Origin of the sequence: Paenibacillus wynnii (assembly GCF_000757885.1) — a bacterium.
Classification (GTDB): domain Bacteria; phylum Bacillota; class Bacilli; order Paenibacillales; family Paenibacillaceae; genus Paenibacillus_AQ; species Paenibacillus_AQ wynnii.
Genome location: NZ_JQCR01000003.1, coordinates 1,665,268 through 1,681,356, shown reverse-complemented (window position 1 = coordinate 1,681,356; position 16,089 = coordinate 1,665,268). Strand labels below are relative to the sequence as shown.

At 37.7% G+C, this 16,089-nt stretch carries 20 protein-coding genes and 1 pseudogene; 15 read left to right on the top strand and 6 right to left on the bottom strand.

Translation table 11 applies throughout. The features are described from left to right. Window positions 1-21: 21 nt before the first annotated feature. Window positions 22-585 (top strand): cysteine hydrolase family protein, encoded by a 564-nt coding sequence (locus tag PWYN_RS23255; RefSeq protein ID WP_036656802.1) that lies wholly within the window; start codon window positions 22-24, stop codon window positions 583-585. 103 nt (window positions 586-688) lie between these two features. Here the strand turns inward: PWYN_RS23255 and PWYN_RS23250 are convergent, their stop codons facing one another. Beyond that, the gene (locus PWYN_RS23250; protein ID WP_036656799.1) at window positions 689-1,813 is read right to left on the bottom strand and encodes an N-acetylmuramoyl-L-alanine amidase family protein; all 1,125 of its coding nucleotides are present in this window, start codon (window positions 1,811-1,813) and stop codon (window positions 689-691) included. 193 nt (window positions 1,814-2,006) lie between these two features. On the opposite strand from PWYN_RS23250, the gene PWYN_RS23245 reads away from it, so the two are divergent. The 3 genes from PWYN_RS23245 (at window position 2,007) to PWYN_RS23240 (ending at window position 3,290) form a co-directional block, all read left to right on the top strand. Further along, window positions 2,007-2,315, top strand: coding sequence for a hypothetical protein (locus PWYN_RS23245; protein WP_157261250.1), 309 nt, complete (start codon window positions 2,007-2,009; stop codon window positions 2,313-2,315). Between the two features lie 195 nt (window positions 2,316-2,510). Beyond that, window positions 2,511-2,612 carry a sporulation protein YjcZ gene (locus tag PWYN_RS29695; protein ID WP_084146909.1) on the top strand — a complete coding sequence of 34 codons (102 nt, stop codon included), beginning with the start codon at window positions 2,511-2,513 and terminating at the stop codon, window positions 2,610-2,612. 246 nt (window positions 2,613-2,858) lie between these two features. Next, window positions 2,859-3,290 (top strand): DUF4362 domain-containing protein, encoded by a 432-nt coding sequence (locus tag PWYN_RS23240; protein WP_157261249.1) that lies wholly within the window; start codon window positions 2,859-2,861, stop codon window positions 3,288-3,290. Window positions 3,291-3,317: 27 nt separating this feature from the next. Here PWYN_RS23240 and PWYN_RS23235 read toward each other — a convergent pair whose 3' ends face one another. Further along, window positions 3,318-3,998, bottom strand: coding sequence for a DUF5680 domain-containing protein (locus tag PWYN_RS23235; protein ID WP_036656792.1), 681 nt, complete (start codon window positions 3,996-3,998; stop codon window positions 3,318-3,320). A gap of 136 nt (window positions 3,999-4,134) precedes the next feature. Between PWYN_RS23235 and PWYN_RS23230 the strand changes: the two genes are divergently transcribed. Beyond that, window positions 4,135-4,734, top strand: a complete 600-nt coding sequence (locus PWYN_RS23230) for a class I SAM-dependent methyltransferase (protein ID WP_036656788.1) — start codon at window positions 4,135-4,137, stop codon at window positions 4,732-4,734. An 88-nt stretch (window positions 4,735-4,822) separates the two neighbouring features. Here the strand turns inward: PWYN_RS23230 and PWYN_RS23225 are convergent, their stop codons facing one another. Then, window positions 4,823-6,688 (bottom strand): LTA synthase family protein, encoded by a 1,866-nt coding sequence (locus tag PWYN_RS23225; RefSeq protein ID WP_052088329.1) that lies wholly within the window; start codon window positions 6,686-6,688, stop codon window positions 4,823-4,825. Between the two features lie 405 nt (window positions 6,689-7,093). Between PWYN_RS23225 and PWYN_RS23220 the strand changes: the two genes are divergently transcribed. Then, window positions 7,094-7,657, top strand: a complete 564-nt coding sequence (locus PWYN_RS23220) for a GNAT family N-acetyltransferase (RefSeq protein ID WP_036656785.1) — start codon at window positions 7,094-7,096, stop codon at window positions 7,655-7,657. A 166-nt stretch (window positions 7,658-7,823) separates the two neighbouring features. Here PWYN_RS23220 and PWYN_RS23215 read toward each other — a convergent pair whose 3' ends face one another. Continuing rightward, window positions 7,824-8,213 carry a hypothetical protein gene (locus PWYN_RS23215; protein ID WP_036656783.1) on the bottom strand — a complete coding sequence of 130 codons (390 nt, stop codon included), beginning with the start codon at window positions 8,211-8,213 and terminating at the stop codon, window positions 7,824-7,826. Window positions 8,214-8,352: 139 nt separating this feature from the next. Between PWYN_RS23215 and PWYN_RS23210 the strand changes: the two genes are divergently transcribed. Then, window positions 8,353-9,015 (top strand): CTP synthase C-terminal region-related (seleno)protein, encoded by a 663-nt coding sequence (locus PWYN_RS23210; RefSeq protein ID WP_036656780.1) that lies wholly within the window; start codon window positions 8,353-8,355, stop codon window positions 9,013-9,015. 92 nt (window positions 9,016-9,107) lie between these two features. Beyond that, a complete protein-coding gene (locus PWYN_RS30355; RefSeq protein WP_084146907.1) occupies window positions 9,108-9,260 on the top strand; it encodes a DUF255 domain-containing protein in 153 nt (50 codons plus the stop codon). On the opposite strand, the gene PWYN_RS23205 is transcribed toward PWYN_RS30355, so the two are convergent. Both PWYN_RS23205 and PWYN_RS23200 read right to left on the bottom strand, forming a co-directional pair. After that, on the bottom strand, window positions 9,243-10,112 hold the full coding sequence (locus tag PWYN_RS23205) for a VCBS repeat-containing protein (RefSeq protein ID WP_240479817.1): 870 nt from the start codon (window positions 10,110-10,112) through the stop codon (window positions 9,243-9,245). The two genes, PWYN_RS30355 and PWYN_RS23205, sit on opposite strands and share 18 nt — an antisense overlap. Before the next feature lie 285 nt (window positions 10,113-10,397). Further along, window positions 10,398-11,117 carry a class I SAM-dependent methyltransferase gene (locus PWYN_RS23200; RefSeq protein ID WP_036656778.1) on the bottom strand — a complete coding sequence of 240 codons (720 nt, stop codon included), beginning with the start codon at window positions 11,115-11,117 and terminating at the stop codon, window positions 10,398-10,400. 115 nt (window positions 11,118-11,232) lie between these two features. On the opposite strand from PWYN_RS23200, the gene PWYN_RS23195 reads away from it, so the two are divergent. The 7 genes and pseudogenes from PWYN_RS23195 (at window position 11,233) to PWYN_RS23170 (ending at window position 16,073) form a co-directional block, all read left to right on the top strand. After that, window positions 11,233-11,712: an RrF2 family transcriptional regulator gene (locus PWYN_RS23195; RefSeq protein ID WP_205622786.1), complete on the top strand. Its 480-nt coding sequence runs from the start codon at window positions 11,233-11,235 to the stop codon at window positions 11,710-11,712. A gap of 95 nt (window positions 11,713-11,807) precedes the next feature. After that, on the top strand, window positions 11,808-12,677 hold the full coding sequence (locus PWYN_RS23190; protein ID WP_036656772.1) for an aldo/keto reductase: 870 nt from the start codon (window positions 11,808-11,810) through the stop codon (window positions 12,675-12,677). A 108-nt stretch (window positions 12,678-12,785) separates the two neighbouring features. Continuing rightward, window positions 12,786-12,956, top strand: coding sequence for a hypothetical protein (locus PWYN_RS30150; protein ID WP_240479816.1), 171 nt, complete (start codon window positions 12,786-12,788; stop codon window positions 12,954-12,956). Then, window positions 12,890-13,063, top strand: coding sequence for a GNAT family N-acetyltransferase (locus PWYN_RS30475; protein ID WP_338049243.1), 174 nt, complete (start codon window positions 12,890-12,892; stop codon window positions 13,061-13,063). The genes PWYN_RS30150 and PWYN_RS30475 overlap by 67 nt, the downstream gene beginning before the upstream one ends. Before the next feature lie 593 nt (window positions 13,064-13,656). Next, window positions 13,657-14,574 (top strand): AraC family transcriptional regulator, encoded by a 918-nt coding sequence (locus PWYN_RS23180; RefSeq protein ID WP_036656770.1) that lies wholly within the window; start codon window positions 13,657-13,659, stop codon window positions 14,572-14,574. Between the two features lie 74 nt (window positions 14,575-14,648). Next, a pseudogene (locus tag PWYN_RS30145) lies at window positions 14,649-15,266 on the top strand (aminoglycoside phosphotransferase family protein); the annotation flags it as partial. Window positions 15,267-15,500: 234 nt separating this feature from the next. Next, on the top strand, window positions 15,501-16,073 hold the full coding sequence (locus PWYN_RS23170) for a GNAT family N-acetyltransferase (protein WP_036659114.1): 573 nt from the start codon (window positions 15,501-15,503) through the stop codon (window positions 16,071-16,073). The last annotated feature ends 16 nt before the right edge of the window (window positions 16,074-16,089 follow it).

Here is a 16,089-nt window from a genome sequence, read left to right as displayed (position 1 = left end):
AACAGAAGAGAGGAAGATATAATGAAATTTAATCAAGCCTTATTAATCATCGATGCCCAACAGGAATTAATGGATGGGAATCAAAAAGAAAGTGCTGTATTTAATAAAGACCAGCTTATCCAGAATATTAATATTGTGATTAAAAAAGCAATAGAGGCTAATGTGGAAGTGGTGTTTGTTCGGGATCTCGATGTATCCGAGGGAAAAGGTACAGGTTTTCAAGTGCATACTGAAATCCAGATGCCCACGGGTGCAACCATCTTTGATAAGTTAGCAACAAATTCTTTTCATGGGACAGGACTTCTAAAATATTTAAAAGATAAAAAAGTCGAACATGTAGTCATCATGGGCTGTAAAACTCAGTACTGTATTGATACTGCAGTCAGAACTGCTACTGTGAGTAACTTGGATGTCACATTAGTAGGCGATGGACATTCTACAACAGACAATGATGTTATAAGCGCAGAGCAAATCATTAAGCATCATAATAATACGTTACATGGGCACTACAATGTCGAACACTTCTCTATGGTTAGAACTTCTGAGGAAGACCTGTTTCATCCAACACATGATTCTTATCGGTAAATGTTGTTCAATTAACGGTAAACGAGAGTCCAATAACAAAAGGTCGCTAATGATCAGCGGCCTATTAACGTTAAAGGGCATAATTCCTTGCAGCTAAGCCATTTCAACGTTTGAAATAATCGGCCAGTCCAACGGCGATGGCCTTGGCTGCTTTTTTCTGATAGGAGGATTTTCGAACGATGGCTTCGTCCTTTGGATTCGATAGAAACCCGAGCTCTATTAGGGCTGCTGTGGTGCTGTTCTCTCTCAGGATGTGGTAGTCGCCAAAGGACAATCCGTTGCTCTTCAGACCTACGCCTTGTCCAAGACGGGTCTCAATCGCGCGGGCCAGCAACAGATCTGTCTCCGAATGATAGAAGGTTAACAAACCGGATACTTTTTTAGGTGAGGAATTGTAATGAATACTTACAAAAGCATCGGCGTTCAGTGATTCACTAACCCCTACACGCCGGGATAAGGCGACTTTCCGATCAGTAGTACGGGTCATTTCTACCCGAGCGCCTCTAGCCAATAGATAATCTCGGACGTAAAGGGCTGTTTGCAGATTCAAGTCTTTTTCCATCGTGTTATGGGTAGTACCTAACATTCCCGGATCGCTGCCGCCATGCCCGGGATCAATGACAATCAGTTTCCCCCTTATACTACCCGAGGACTTTACAGAATGTATTGCTGTGCCCTGAGAAAACCCGCTGCGGATATATTGTGCTGCCACCCAACCCACTTCACCACTATTGGTGCGAATCCGTATCCATCCGTTCTGACTAAGAAGCGGTGTTATGGAATCACCAGCCTTCAAAGACCCCTGCACACTATAGGTGGTTCCCGGACCTCTCCTGATACGTAATGAATCGGCTATTACAGTTGCTTTCGTAGATTTGTTGCCACCGGTAAAATGATTCACATTTACGATTGGCGAACCAGTGGAGGTTGATCCGGTACTACCTGCGGAGCTACTGACCCTTTTCAAGTAATAGCCGGCCACCCAGCCTGAGCTCCTACCAGCTTGCACCTTCATCCACCCATGCTTTTCATCGGTAACTGTAACGATTGTGCCGTTTTTTAAAGATCCTGTTACGGCAGCATTTGCGGCGGGCTCGCTGCGTACGTTCAAGGAGTTCGCATATATTTTGGCTGTATAGGCCTCTTTCGCGTTTACTGTAGCAGGTTGTAGTTCTAACATGCCGATTATGTACGCAATGCACACTGCAATGCCGATGACTTTTTTCATAGCTGAACCTCATCTCCAGAGTTAATAGAGATTTTTACCCATTACTTGAGGTTTAGAATACCTTTCAGCTCGAATTCGTACTTTCGACCCAGAGATTAAGCGTTAAGATTAGATGAGGAAACCAATTCACTATTCATACATTTTTGGAATTAAGTAATAAACAAGTCTTTTCAAAAAGAGGGTGCTATTGCCATTGAGAAAAGTGGATATCGAAAGTTTATTGTACTGTGGTGTGATGGGCTTAGTATTTGGTTTGGTAGTTATTTTAACAATAGTAATAGGAAGAAGAAAGAAAACCTTTGCTAAGTCCTTGTTTCAGTCAATAGGTTTGGCTGTTCTTCTATATGGAATGGCGTGTCTTTGGTGGTTTTCATATGTTCAAGATGGTTTAGCACAACTCTTTGGTGTAATGATTTATGGAATCGCTTTTGCAGTTAATGTACTCGTAAACACTGGGATTCTGTACTTTGCAAAAAAACGTTTTGATAAACACACACGTTAAATTAATTGGTGATGGTTGAAATCGTCGCAGAATAATTGTAGAAAGGATTTATGATGAACAAGTATGTTGCGGAGTTTGATAATAAAGTTGAATTTGTGATATACGAAGGTGGAGAAGTTACTTAGGTTATAGTCCATTCATTTAGAAAGGACGGTGCATATCATGTCTTAGGAAGTCAAAAAGGAGGGAAAATCAATGGGTTGTGCTGAAGTTGGACACGGATTTACTTCTACGGCTGCAATTTTGGTTCTTTATATTTTGTTGGTAATCATTTTATCTGCTGGTTTCTTTGTTTAATAGCAAGATCGAATAAACCAAGAACAAAAGCCTATATTCTAGGCTTTTGTTCTTTTTTATGATATGAAAGAAAATAAACTTTGCCCCCATTTGAAAATTTCATGCCCGTGGATTTGTAATTTGCAATTTCTACATACATAATCAAATTATTCTAACTTTTGAGTCGGGTAACTTGACAGTTTTCTGCAGTCTTATGGTCCTGGGGAATGTTGCATACGTTATATTACGAAAGGTTTGATAAATCAGTTGAAAACAAAGATTGTTATGGTCAGTATTACTCTAGTGGTTGTAATTGCATTTCTATTTTCTATGAATTTTAAAAGTAAGGGGCCCGACAACGTATTAATCAATTTAGATAGATCTGATTTAATACGGATGAAGAAATTTGTTTCGAGATTTAATGAGGGAAAATTCGATTATCTTATAGCAGTTGTTCCAACAATTGAGGGTAGTTATATCTTTTATGATTTTATCTCCACTGGATCAGAAGTGACATTTAGTATAGATTCATCTAGAGATCCTTATTCTGTTGATAACGTTATAAAAAAATACCAGTGTAAGGGAATCTCAATAAGCCATAAAGTTGAAATGGAAGGGATATCTGGCCTTCTAGAGGTTAGCGATTGTACAGGGGACCAAACCATAAAAAAGGCAGGAATATTAACATTCAGATACTAAGATTTTGAACAATTTAGAGACAGTTTGTCATTTAATACTCCCGCCGTGGAACATACATTCATAGACTTTTTTGCCATTACAGAAGATCTCTTCATAGCCTTGGAACCATTCAAACCTCCCGGTTACCATACAATGATAAGTGTAATCTCCATTATGGTGGAGCAGGGGCCCCCGATACGGATATTCCTGAGGAACTAGGCTCAGAGCTTCTTTCAGAAAATCGCCGCTGAAGCCTTCGGCAAGGATACGTCCGGCATAATTCATGGACCAGAAAGGCTGATTGTCCAACCACATGGCTTCTTCACCGGCAAACTTCTCCCCACCCAGATAGGTATCAATATAGCTAAGCAGTCCCTCAGTATAATGCAAGTCATGGGACCCGGGTCTGGAAGGTTCGGTCTCCGCTCCTTTTGCGGCATAAGTGGATTTCTTGGCCCGGCATAGAAAATCAATAATGGAATTATCCGATTGCAAATGGTTCTGGACGCTGTCAAACAGGCAATTTTCATCGGTATGCTCTTTGACCAGATGATCAATACTGACCCGGAATAAATCACTTAAACCGATAAGGTTCACCATATCCGGGTAGGATAGTCCAACCTCCCATTTAGCAACCGCTTGTCTCGAAACCCCGATGAGTTCAGCCAGTTTTTCTTGAGACAGTGCCTTTTCTTTCCGCAAAATCTGCAGTTTATCCTGAAATTTCATTTTCTTCACCTCTTGGTATTAGGATATCGAACCCGTCTCCAGCTTACTACCAATTATAGTTAACAGATATGACAACTGCTGGTTGTCAAAAAAGCTTTTTTAAGAGTGCACATACATTTTGTAAGGAGGTAGAACAGTGGAGAAGCAGAAATTAATACGTGTCTTCGATAAGCAAGCAACCCAATATGAGAAAAAAACAGGGGACCCAAACCAAAAACGTTGGCGGCAGCATCTTGTTAGTCATGCAAAGGGAGAGGTGCTTGAACTTGCAGTGGGGGCAGGTGCTAATTTCCCGTATTATCCTCCTGGGGTAAAAGTTACTGCAACTGACTTTAGTAAGGTTATGCTTAAGAAAGCAAAACGAGCCGCAAAATATCATCGGATAGAGGCCAATTGTATTTGTTCAGATATTGAAGAAATGGATTTTCCAGATCATTCGTTCGATACTATTGTTTCTACGTTATCTTTTTGCAGTTATGACAATCCCTTAATGGTGTTGGATAAAATCAAACGGTGGTCCAAACCGGACGGGCAAATCCTTTTGCTGGAGCACGGGATTAGTTCGAACTTTGCAGTATCGGCTGCCCAAAAAGCACTGAATCCGCTCTTATACCGTGTTTATGGATGTCATCACACAAGAAACATTCTAGAATTAATCAGAGAATCAGGTCTTGAAATCAATAAGGTGGAATTCTACTGGCTTAACACGGTTCATCTGATATGGGCAAAAAACTAAACAGCCACCCCTGCCTCATCGCTGCGAGGTGGAGGTGGTTGTGTCTTACACTGCTGTCATAGCCGGGAGGAGAATATTCCAAGCTGCCTTATTCTTTAACTTCTCTGTCTGGTAATTGTGTCACATAACTGTCGGACAGGTGTAGGAGCTCTAGCGCACGGTTGAATTCATCTTCTGTAGATTTAAGGGGTTTGTTGCCGTCGCCAGATAATGTATAATGCCGGCCGTCCTCGAACCCGCTACCGGATAAGAATAGCTCTTCGTTATTAACGAATGATCCGGTAGGCAAATAATAACGCTGTGGCAGCAAATTATAGGCGGTCTGATTCATCAAATCCTGTCCAAAATGAATATGGTTCTCCAGGGAAACGCCTAATAAATTCGATACCGTTGGTAGAATATCAACCTGTCCGCCTAATTGATTCTTAACGCTTGGAGTCGAAACTCCACCAGAAGCTATTATTAGTGGAATATTGATTAGATCGCGCTCTGTGTACTCATGTTCCAGGATTTCCTTCATTAAGTCCTCATCTTCATCTTCCAACGAGAAAATCGGGAGTCCGCGATGGTCGCCATACAGTACGACTAGGCTGTCATCCCATACACCGTTCTGCTTGAGTTCTGCTATAAACTGGCCAAGTGCGTAATCTGCATAATTCTGAGCTCGAATGTAATCACCAATGAAGGTCCCCTCGAATCGTTCGGGCAACTGCATTTGGTATTTGCTTTCCGGAATGGTGAACGGATTATGCGATGACATCGAGATAACCTGCGAATAGAAAGGTTCGTTGCTGTCATTCATTCGGGCCAGTTCAGCAGCTGTCTTCGAATACAGTACTTCGTCGGACGCTCCATAAAATACAGTGTCCTCTTCGCCGAAAAAGGCCTTGTCATAGTACTGATTAAATCCCAGCGCCCTGTATAGCTCACCACGATTCCAGAAATCAACTTCATTCGTATGAAAGGTAGCGGTGTCGTAACCTTGCTCCTCAAGAAGTTTAGGTAAGCTTGGAAGTTCTTTGGGAGCATATAACTCCGTAGCAGGACCATCCGGTGGAACATAAAAGGAAGTGTTCACGATAAATTCAGCATCGGAGGTGTTGCCTTGCCCGACCTGCTGGAAGAATCGGGGGAAATAGATATTGCTGTCCGCAAGCTTATTCATATTCGGAGTGATTTCCTGTCCATCAATCGACAAATGGATTAAGAAGTTCTGAAAAGACTCCATTTGAATAATGATCAGGTTCTTTCCTTTGGCAGCTCCATATAAGAGCGGTTTCGACTGAGATTGAATGCTTTTAGTCTGATCAATGACAGATTGAGTAATTTGGGAGAACTCGATTTGCTCTTCCTCTTCATCAGCAAGCAGGGCGTAAGCTTCGTAATTCAGAATGCCCATTTGCTCGGCTTGGACATTTTCATTCATACTGGCCTGGTTCGGGAAGATATTCATCATACATATAGCCAAGGATATACAGAACAAGGCAGCGACTACCCTCCGGTTGCTGGGGCGTGACATGGATTTCTTCCAGGCCAGCGCTTTCTTCCGGCTGAGCATAATGAGGCTGATGATAATAATATCCAGAAAAATAAGCATATATTGAGGATGAATGACCGCAAAAATACTCTTCTTGACAGCTCCTACTTGCTTGGCCTGGCCGATCACTTGAGAAGTAGCTATAAAGCCAAAGTGATTATGGTAGACAATCAAGGAAAAGAACAAAATAGTAATTAATAGATTAACGAGCATGTAGATATAAATCTTCCGTTTCGTGGCGAACCATTCAATCAAGCAGAAGATGATGAGAATAAAAGGGATTTCCTTGAACCATGTACTCCAGGTTGGCCCGTCTTCGAATAAGTAATACCAGGCAAAATAACTTTTCGCTAGCATAATCAAAGAGAAAAACAGTATAGATCTTTTGCTGAGAGTGCGAGGTATCTTCAACTGCATTGTTTATGCGCATCCTTTTCTTTGAAATTAGTTCATTCTATTCTACTTTAACTAATACATTCTATTCTATAGAAGGTTTCATAATCAATTATAAAAGATTACTAGAAATTTCTACAAAAAGTACATTGGGTGGATATTCCTATATCGTCGAAGCAAACATTGATTCCTTTCTTGTGTGTTACGAATTAACACCTAAAGCTTTCGTTATTTTAGCTCCGCATTGCCCTGATTTACCTTCGAATTACCCTGTTTTTGTAGCAAGACTTTATTTATGAGGGCAACGGTGGAATGCGGGTTTGAGGGCTGTTTTTTAGCAAGGGTTTATTCATTCTGAACAAGTAGAATACTGACTCATTTATGGAAATTTGATTTTATTATTGCCTAGTGAAAGGAATGATAGTTATTATGAAGAAATTAGAAAGTGAAAGATTAATTTTAAGAGATTGGAATGTTTCTGATTTAGTTGATTTTCATGAGATTTCATCTAATGAAAAAGTTTCTGATTTAGCTGGATTTAGACTTAAAACTAGTAAAGAGGATAGTTTTAAGAATTTAGAGAAATTTATTGCTGCGTCAGATGATTCAACATGGAAAGTGAAATTAAAAGAATTAGACCAAGTAGTTTTTTGGGCTATTGAATTAAAAGAGTTAAATAAAGTTGTTGGTTGGTTTGAATTATGTGAGGCTTCATGCAAACCCGAACAAGAAAGGTTTAAATATGCAAAAGAAATAGGTTTTGTTTTAACAGAAGAATATTGGGGACAAGGTTTAATGCCAGAAGTTATTAAACGAATTCTTATTTATTTGCTTAATGAAGAAGAAATTGATGCTGTTGTATGTTCACACTTTATAAATAATTATCAATCTGAAAAGGCAATGGAAAAATGTGGATTTAAATTTTATTTAGAAGATGATGAGGAAAAATATTATTATGTGACTAAGCATGCAATAGATAAAATTAAAATATAGAAGTGATTCGCAGAAAAGCATATGAGTTTTGAAGCACAAGAGTATGCATCAAATAAGATAATAATATTAAAGAAATTGTTAGATATTTCTCATAACAATAATGAATTGATCGGATGGGAAAACATAAAAAGGAGCATGATGCGTTTAATCGCATGATGCCTTTTTTTTAGTTCAATGTGAAATCATAAGTAACAACTGTCTCATTCCATTCTACTATTATTAAATATGAACCTGACTGTAAATTATTAAATATCTTTTTATCTTTGTATTCTTCTTCAGGTTCTAAATTGAGATAGTCCTTAATGGGAACTCCACCTTTTTCAATTAAATTATTATCTTTAAGTAATTTATATCTTGCTCCTCCAATGACTGTTATCGTTTCTTTGCTTTTGTTTTTGAATGTGTAAAAGACTATTGTTTCTGTACCTTCTACTTTTATATCTACGTTACCTTGTAAGCCTGTTGAAACAGATTCAGATTCATTATCTGAATTTGTATTTGAACATGCAGATAATACCAGTGAAATACCTAATATGAAAATTAATATATAATTCATCTTTTTTCAAATCTATCATCCACCTCGTTAATTTTTGACTACACATTATATACGAAAACTTTGATGAAGTTGTTGCTATCACCTTTTTGCAGGTTAAAAAATTGGTGGACTTTTCATTGACCTTTAAAGTATAGACACAATGATGGTCATGACACATATCGCAATACCTCAAGCTATTCAATTGGCTTCGGATGATCTTGGTTGTCAAATCGATATCGAGTGGATACCAACTTCTTCACTAGAGAATGGTTTTGAACAAAAACTAGCAACGTTTCAAGCACTTTGGACCGTGCCTGCTAGTCCTTATAAGAGTATGCAAGGTGCGTTAAATGGTATCCGATTTGCACGAGAACATAATGTACCCTTTCTAGGAACATGTGGGGGTTTTCAACATATGATTATTGAGTTTGCTAGAAATGTTTTGGCACTTTCAGAAGCAGATCATGCTGAGGAGAATCCTACCTCCTCATTAATGTTGGTTGCTCCTCTCACTTGTTCGGTAAGTGAAAAAACGCATACTTTTAAACTTACACCTGGCTCTAAGGTTGCTGATATTTATGGTGGTCTTGAGATTGTTGAACAGTACGGGATTTGTAATTATGGTTTAAACCCTGAGTATGCTCCTCTGTTAGAGAAAGCAGGTATGCGAATTACAGGAATTGATACTGAGGGTGACACTCGTATTATGGAACTAATTAATCATCCTTTCTTTATGGGGACGCTTTTTCAGCCTGAACGATCAGCATTTAAAAATATTGTTCACCCAATAATTAGGGCGTTTCTTCAAAAAGTCATACAATAACACTTTTAAAATCATATCACCAACTTTGTGAAAGACACTAACCCCTCGTTAGTGTCTTTTTGCCATCAAGGGAGTAATACTAACAATGAGCCATACCCCACTCCCCATATCTACTACAACATGCATATAACCCAGTGAATTGGTATTCCTGGGGAGACGACGCTTTCACCAAAGCCCACGAACAAAATAAACCAATAATTCTAAGTATTCGTTATTCCGCTAATTATTCAGTAAAGGGTAATTAAATTAGTACCAAGTATGGCTACTGATAATCTTGATGATCTAAATCCAGTACCATCCCATGTCAAAAGGTTTTCTACGTACCCAATTGTATCCGAATTTGTAGAGCCGATAATTCGTTGAACAGCAAGTAAATCATAACTATTGCTTCTTTCGTTTGTAACAATGGGATATAACGCACCTAAAGCGAGCACCTCTCCCTTAATCGGTTGTTTTAGTTTACTGTTTTCGTTGTAATACTGTGATAAATATTCATTGCCTTTGTAGCTAATATCTATAGTAAATAGCACGTTAAATTGGGGGTTACCTACACTAACTTTATAAAAATCCTCATAGTTCACATTGAATTTATAATCATTGTTATATTTTTCAGCATTAAACATTTCACGTAGATTGTTATCCTTAAAGGAAAACATATAGAATATGCCATACCCTCCGCTTCCTCCAGTATCAATACTTATTAAAATATCCGACACGTTATCCTTAGAAAAATCACCCAGAAATAGCCTAGCATTATATCCCGCATTGTATTGAAGACTTACCGTTGTAGTTTTGTTAGAATGACCATCTTCGATAACTAGAGTGATCTGATCTGCAAAGATTCCAGTTTCTTCTGGTTTATTTCCGTATAAATATATGTTATCAATTGTTCCGTCCCCATTTACATCTCCTTGCTTCATATCCAACAAAGTAATGTTTCTGAAAGGAGTATTTCCATACTTTTGATATAATTGCTCTAAATATTGTCGTGGAGTCCCATAGTAAATGATTTGTCTATATTGCGGGTGAGTGGATTCAAATGAAGTGGCAGGTGGAATGAGTTTCACGGTTAATTTTTGTGAGTTAAAATTAGACATATATAATCCTCCATGTTATTTAGGTTATAGTCCATACATTCAGAACGGACGGCGCATATCATGTCTTAGGAAGAAAAAGGAGGGGAAATCAATGGGATGTCCTGAAGTTTGTCACGGATTTACTTCTACGACTACAATTTTGGTTCTTTATATTTTGTTGGTAATCATTTTATCTGCTGGTTTCTTTGTTTAATAACAAGACCATATAAAGCGTATTAAGCAAGAACAAGAGCCTATACTGTTAGGCTTTTGTTCTTTTTTGTAGTATGGTGAACAACAACCTATTTATTTAGTTCCAATCACAAGAATATATCCGATGTATTCTTCATAACTGTCCATTATATTGTTGTACTTACTTATTATTTCCCAAATGGAGAGGTCAAGAAAGGAACCCACATCAATTTGTTGATAATAGTCTGGATGCTCAAAAAGATCCTCACTTGATTTAGGAAACATGAAGGGACCCTCTATCTGTGAACGAATAAATCCAACTGTTTGTACTAAGGCTGACCAATCTTTAATGTCCCATAGCCTATCAACGTGATAAAATTTAGTGATTTCTTGGTTGATTTCTATAGGCATGGGTTTTCGTTGGATCATTTCTCTGTCAAATAGTTGGCCTCCAAACCGCAAAACTCTGTAATATTCCGAAAAAGCCTTCCCCGTGTCAGTGAATATGGATACAGACTCGACAAGTATCACATCAAAGGATTCGTCAGGAAAAGGCAGTGAAATTGCATCTCCTTCCAAGAATGTTAATGTTGCATTTTCTTTTTCAGCCCGTTTTTTGGCTTTTGCGATCATATCTGGGCGAATATCTAGACCTACTACATCATGACCCTGAGCAGCTAAATAACAAGATGTTCTGCCTGTGCCACAACCCACTTCAAGAATTCGGGAGTTAGTGGGTATAGGGAATTGTTCTAACTGCCTTAAAGTTGCAGCAAATCCTCCAGGATGAGCATTACCAATACCTAATTTGGCCAGCATGTCGAAATATTTCATGTATTAAATTCCTTTCATCGGAGGTTTTATCTTATAATATGTAAGAAAATTAACTTTGCACCGCAGTGGAGGATTTTATTGACATAAGGACATAAGAAACCAAGAAAATAATTTATTGATAACTAAAGATAAAAGATATATAGTATATTTAGAAAAAACGATAGTTAGGATGATTTATTTGGCATACTCTACAGCTTTATCTCAAGGGATTTCCATATTGCTTTATATTCACGGTATTACAGAGGAGCACTGTTATAACTTTTTATCTACCAAGGTAATTTCTGAGCAGTTAAATATCCCTGTTCCAACAACGGTTAAAGTCATCCGCAATTTGAACAATGCTAAACTGACTATTGCCAAAGAAGGGGCTAAGGGCGGCATACTGCTGGCAAAGGCTTTATCAGAAATTACATTATTGGATGTTTTTCTGGCCGTTGAACCTGGAAAAGCGTTGTTCAAACTTCATACAGATGTAACACTTCAGGGGAAAGAAGTTGACGAAGTCAAACAAAAAATTGCCGATAGTCTACAAGCAGCGGAGATAGCTATGCAGAATCATTTAAAAGAAGTAAGATTAACCGATTTATTGAATTAAAATGGGTTAATCTCTTTTTTTGAGATAACTTAATATAATAAATATTTAGAATATTTTGAATATAATGATACTAATCAAAGAAAAGGGGCAGTCAAATGAATTTAGAAACGAAAGTAGTGGAAGCAATAAATGGAGTCAAAATCCCCCAATTAGGTTTTGGAGTTTACAAAATAACGAAAGAAGAAGAGTTTGCAAAAGCGATCAGTGAGGCTATTCGAATAGGCTATCGGCATTTTGATACCGCAAAAATTTATGGGAATGAGGAAGCTTTAGGGAGAGAGATTCGAAATAGTCAAATCCCCCGTGAACAATTTTTTATTACTTCTAAAGTCTGGAACACGGATCATGGTTATGAAGCCACTAAGAAGGCCTTTGAGCAAACTGCTAAAAAGTTGAATATAGATTACTTAGATATGTACTTAATCCATTTCGCCTCACCTAACTATATAGAATCGTGGAAAGCCATGGAGGAGCTATATTTAGAAGGGAAAATCAAAGTCATTGGTGTTGCGAATTTTGAGATTCAACATCTGGAAGAATTAATAAAACATTCCAAAATCCCACCAATGATCAATCAGATTGAGACACATCCAGAGTTCCCGCAAAATGGCCTGCATACCTATCTCAATAACCATCAGATATTGCACGAGGCCTGGGGTCCACTTGGTCAAGGAAACAAAACATTGCTGAACCATCCAGAATTAAAAAAAATCGCTAATCAATATCATAAAACGGTGGCTCAAGTCATCTTACGTTGGCACTTGGAACGGGGAGTAATCATTATTCCAAAATCATCAAATCCTAAACGAATACAAGAAAACAGTCAGATATTTGATTTTGAGCTTACCGGCGATGATATGGAAAAGATCGATCAGTTGAATACAGGCAAAAGGTATTCGATCAACCCAACGGGTTATATCGTTAATCCTATCTATAATAAGCTGATGAAGATTTTTGTGAAATAAATACAAACTCCTCTACAATCAATCCATTTTCCATACATGTTTTTAACGATATATTGAGATTAGAAGAGAAGTTGTGTAGTAATTCCTTTTATGAAGGGGAGGCTTAGGGTGAGTATTTATTACGCTTCAAACAAAGAGGATATCACTAAGAAAGCTCTCCAAGAGTTATTTCTTTCGGTAGAATGGGAGTCTGGAAAGTATCCAATGAGCTTATACAAGCGATTGAAGGATCTCATTCGGTTGTTGCAGCTTGGGATGGAGATAAGCTCGTCGGTCTAGTAAATGCTCTGTCCGATGGTGTTGTGACAGTATATTTCCATTATATGCTTATCCATCCGAGTTATCAGGGTGTAGGAATAGGCTTATCAGAGTGCAGTGGATTTTAATCATAAATGCGGCTTTTCCAAAGAGGATGGAGCCACGCCTATGTTTATTTCAGAGTTGGTTTGATTCTGCTAATCTTTGATTCATATCCTAGTTAATTTTTCTTATCACTATCCCGCTAAACTCTTGTTGTATAGAACTAACCGCAATTGAGAAAAATATGGAAGGAGATATAAACAAAATAGGAGTGAGTATATTGGAAATCACACTAGGAGCAGATGAAGTAATTAATCGGATTAGGCAACTTCGATCCAATGGAGAAACAATTAGCAAAAAACAAGTGAAACAGAATGATCCAGAGTTAATGCGGAATGCATTGTTTTATTTTCCGAGTTGGGACCATGCATTAAAAAACGCAGAGATTTTGTAAAAGAAAAGCACGGATATGCACCGAAGAGTCGAGGGGTTTGCAGGAATCTGACCATGCAATCCCTCGATTTTTTTGTGACACTTGGTTGGAATGATCACAGTGTAAGAGTTTTAATTGTATAAAGCTGAAAAAGACGATAAAGAAATTAGGAGTAACCTCCATGTTTTCCATTTCGGGTGTATAATTTTGGTAGTCTAATACAAAAGTAATTGGAGAATTCGATAAATGAAGAATGACTATAAGGATAGAATTGATAAAGTAATTAAATACATAGAGGAAAATAGTAATCAAAAACTCAATCTCGATATATTGGCTGGTGTTTCAAACTTTTCGAAATATCATTTTACAAGAATATTTACATCTATAGTCGGTGTGACTCCAGTTGCATTTGTAAATCAAGAGCGTTTACAAAAGGCTGTTTATTATTTGGCTGAAACCAATAAGACCATTTTGGAAATTTCGAATCAATGTGGTTTCGAATCGTTGTCAACCTTCAATGCCCTCTTTAGGAAACACTACAGAAAAACACCAAGTGACGTTAGAAATAGCGTAAGGAAAAAAAGCAATTTCTCATTACATTTCAGCAATAAGCAAGAAGAGTTATCTCCTCTACAGGATTACAATAGAAATAGAGAAAATCAACTCTTAAAAAGAGCGTGGGAAAATATGATTACAATCAAAGAGCTTCCAGAACATGAAGTGGCGTACCTTAGACATGTCGGGAGTTATTTGGATACTCGTGTTGCTTGGGACAAGTTGGGACGTTGGGCGAGCCAACAGGGACTTACTCCAAAAAACTATCAGTTTATAGGAATATCGTTGGATGATGGAAATCTTGTAGAAGAATATGCTTGTCGATACGATGCTTGTGTTACATTACCCAGTGGATTCGAGAGATACAAACATATGAAGCATGTGGAATTCAAAACACTCTCTGGTGGAATGTATGCTTTATATCCATACTACGACACTATAGAAAAATTTGTTCTCGCCTATCAAAACGTATTCAGTCTATGGCTACCCAATAGTGAGTATGATGCCGACGATAGACCATGCCTCGAATTCTGTATGAATGATCCTGCTAAGGATAAGGATGGGAAATGTAAAGTCGATTTATATATACCGATCAAGAAGAGAATATAAATAATCGCAGGGAAGGATGATGATTATTGGGACACTCTATAGGTATTGTGGATTGGGTAGAAAAAAACGAAAAAATGGATGAATTATTAACTCAAGTGAACACCTTAACTACACATTCAATGGATCATGGATTTGAAGCTGAAGTTATGAAAATAAGCTCAAATAAAGAGAGCTTTGTATTGAAAGTATGGAATAAGGGTTCCAAACCGGACGTTAGTTTTCAATTTCATTTATTGAATGTCCTTTCTGAACGAGGGTTATCAGTCTCTAAGCCAGTGGGTTGGGGGATAAATCCAAACGCAGATGAGGTGTTGCTAACAACCTTTGACGGAATGCCTGTTCTTAAAGTGAATGAAAAGAAAATGGTTGATATTGCGAAGATATTATCTAGAATACATAAAATCCACGTGGAAGAGATAAGATATGTAAATCTTCCCAAGTACGACTTCATTGATTACTTTTTTCCTGAAGTAAGGGAGCATGATGACCTAAGTAGTGCATTATTTTCTCTGGTTCAAATCATTCCAATAAAGCAAGATCGTATAATTCATGGTGATTTCCATGTGGGAAACATTTTAGAGGAGAATGACCGATACACCGTAATAGATTGGACGAACGGACAATTAGGGGATTCCAGATATGATTTTGCGTGGGCACTTACTCTACAAAGTATATACATGTCGGAGCGATATGCACATGTGTTTCGTTCCGCTTATCTATTGGAAAATGATATTGAGCAAAAAGAACTTGAAGTTTTTGAAGCGTTCGCTTGTCTTAGGTGGATATTGCTTAATAGAAATGGTGGTGTACCCAACCGACCTAATACAATAGAGAGGGTAAGAAGTTTAATAATAAATAATTCTTTCTTAAATGAGATGGAGTTTAGAGATATTCCGATAAAAAAGAAAATATGGGGCGGTGACGGAATGAACATTGAAGCAGTTTTTGAACAGTTTCCTATCCTAAAGTCAGATGATTTCGTATTGAAGAAAATTGAAGATCAACATCTTGACGATGTTTTTGAAATCTATAACAATGACAAAGTATTTGAATACTGTGGCATAATACCCAAACACAATAAAGAAACTGTAAAAAATATGATTGGTCATTTTGAGAGAGATTATAATAAAAGGTCAAGGGTTAAGTGGGGGATTTTCGCCAATCCTAAACCCGATCGATTGCTTGGAATTATTGAAGCTGTTGACTTTAATCAAAAGGTAAACGCAGTGACGATTGGCTACTATTTGTCGGAATCACATTGGGGAAAAGGTAACGCTACCGAAGCGGTAAAAATATTACTCGATTTTTTGTTTGCGGATGTCAACGTCAATAGAATTCAGGCTGAAGTTATGCCTTTAAATGAGACTTCAAAAAAGGTATTGTTGAAGAATGGCTTCATCAAAGAAGGAACATTGAGACAAGCAACACTATGGGCAGGTAAAGGAATTGTCGATTTAGAAATATACAGTATTTTAAAAGAAGACAGGCGTGCTATTTAGTATCAGGCAAGAAGAA